The organism is Dyadobacter endophyticus (assembly GCF_014641595.1).
Lineage (GTDB): Bacteria > Bacteroidota > Bacteroidia > Cytophagales > Spirosomataceae > Dyadobacter > Dyadobacter endophyticus.
In genome coordinates, this window is sequence record NZ_BMIA01000009.1 from 10639 (window position 1) to 12861 (window position 2223).

Annotated in this window: 2 protein-coding genes and 1 pseudogene; all 3 read right to left on the bottom strand. The window is 45.8% G+C overall.

Features of this window, described 5'->3' with window-relative positions; all coding sequences use genetic code 11:
* Positions 1–422, bottom strand: a pseudogene (locus tag IEY24_RS32890) (hypothetical protein); the annotation flags it as partial.
* A 36-nt stretch (positions 423–458) separates the two neighbouring features.
* On the bottom strand, positions 459–1154 hold the full coding sequence (locus tag IEY24_RS31800; RefSeq protein ID WP_188939335.1) for a hypothetical protein: 696 nt from the start codon (positions 1152–1154) through the stop codon (positions 459–461).
* Positions 1155–1758: 604 nt separating this feature from the next.
* A partial coding sequence (locus IEY24_RS31805; protein ID WP_188939336.1) for a hypothetical protein occupies positions 1759–2223 on the bottom strand: 465 nt, incomplete at its 5' end.

The window sequence follows — 2223 nt, forward strand, 5'->3', positions numbered from 1 at the left end:
GCCGTATTGGCGTCTGCGTGAAAATAGGCACCCATAACGCCGTCGGCCGAAGCCGCAAACTGGCCGACAGAACCATTGTCTCCGACGGGGAAAACAAATGTGCCTGCCCCGTACTTACGCACATACCCATCCACGTAACCTGCGTCTGAGGCTCCTGTGGATGTGAGGTTATCCCCTGCAAAATTGAGTACGCCGAAATTACCTGCCATGCGTTCGGTCAGGATTACACCCGGTTGGGCGCCACCACCGCCGGTCACAAAGTTGTGGCTGTTGAAAAAGGTCATCTGGGAACCACCGAAGATCGTCGTGTTGCCTTGGCTGCCTTCTTGCGCGTGCGTCACATGCCCAAGCAAAAGCAAGATAATGGAGACAGCTGTGCTTTTCCATCCTTTTCCAGGCGAACCTATATTGTTTTGTTTCATAATTAGGCCTGTTTAATGCTATGGTTGTCTGACTGCTCAAAATAATTTAACTATTTTCAAATAGTTCATAATGAAATCGGCAGTTGGGGATGGATCAAGGCTTCGTAGGGAGAGTTCCAGCACGTCACCTGCATTGAAAAGTCCAAACGTTGTTCCTTGAAAATGGACAAAACCAGCTACACCTGCTTCTCCACCAGGCAACGCGTCTAAAATGTGCTGTGTAGCCAAAGCACCATTTACCCTCAAAACAAAACTCATATTATGTCCAGATACATTGTCAGTAGTTGACTTTGTTGTCCGACCCATGATCATATAATAGCCAGTAGCAGGTACTGTAAATTCTGAGGTTGCAGGATTGTAGTTATTTCCGATATCTGCAACTTCGGTTGGCATGATTATCTTGTTAAATCCAGAGCCGCCCACTATCGTCTGGGCACCTGTATTGCTTGCTTCAACATAGACGCTTGGCCCTGCAGCCTGCCAGCTTCCGTTTCCTACTGCGTCAGAAGTGAAGACTTTGCCTGCGCCTTGAGTGCCATCTGCAATGCTTACCTGGCCAGTTGTTTTATCCACCTTCATCTTACGTCCGGGAGTAGATGCTTCAACTTCTAGATTGGAGTTGGGCTCGATGGTTGTCGGGTTAGTTCCAATCTTAACTTGTGCGAAGGTAACAGACGATGCTGTGAGCGCCATGATAAGTGCAAGCGCCGAAAATAGTGTAGTTGTTTTCATGTGAAATACTTGTTTTTATGTTTAGCAAACTGAATAATAGAACGTTTCGGGCAATACGAGTCTAAGCCTTGTAGTTAAGGCGACATGCCACTTGCCAGAAAAGCTTACAGCAATTCTGAAAGCGGCCTAATACTCGGTCGGAGAATTGGCGGGCTGACTTGTACAAATGTAAAATGAGTTACTCGCAGAAGTTGTAAGTGTGATTAAATACTTCGATAGACATATCACTACTTAAAGTAGAATTTATTCTATACTACGTAAAATTTGTGGACACAGAAGTGAAAAGGAGAATGGGCTTTTGTCTTGTTCAGGTTGATGATATAAAAACGACGAAACTTGTCCGAATGAACTGGAAACAGATACTGCCTGCCTGGTTACAGGTTATCGCCTTTGAAATGGACTCCCTTGAAATGTATGCAAAGGAATTCCGAAATAATTAGGCAAACCAATCTTGAAAGTCACAGAAAGTCACGAAATCTCAATGGGCCTGAAGAGTACAGAAAAACCACCAAAAAAACGAACAGCATATCCAGCGCATGAAAATGCAAAAGGGGCAAGTACATACACTACCTCCCCCTCTTACATTTTTACTTTAGCAATCTGGCTAGACCGCTGATTCCGATTCACTCGCCTTTGGTTTTCTACCGCGCGGCTTGCCGGTGTACGGTTCTTTGGGCGCTTCCTCCCCTATCGCCAATTCATAGCCAACGCTCCCCTCCGAGTAGTTGAAAATGGTGATAGTAAAAATATGTTTAGCCGCTTCGTAGTTTATCCCCCCTTTCTTCAAAATAACGGAGAGTGGTATTCCTGAACCGCGACCCACTTTTGCAAAGGCAAATGCCCCGTCTTGATCGTCGGTCGGGATCAGATACAATGACTTTATTTTTCGCTTTCCTTCCGCAGTCCCGACTTTGAAAAGAGCAGTTGCTGGCTCTACCCCGATCTCTTCAAGGGTAGCCTTAGGGAAAACTAGCGTTCCTATCTCTGAAATATAGCCGGATGGCTTAGGTTTGGCTTTCCCCGCCGCCTTCGAAACCGGTTCGATATTGTCTTCGAGCGAAAAAAATTT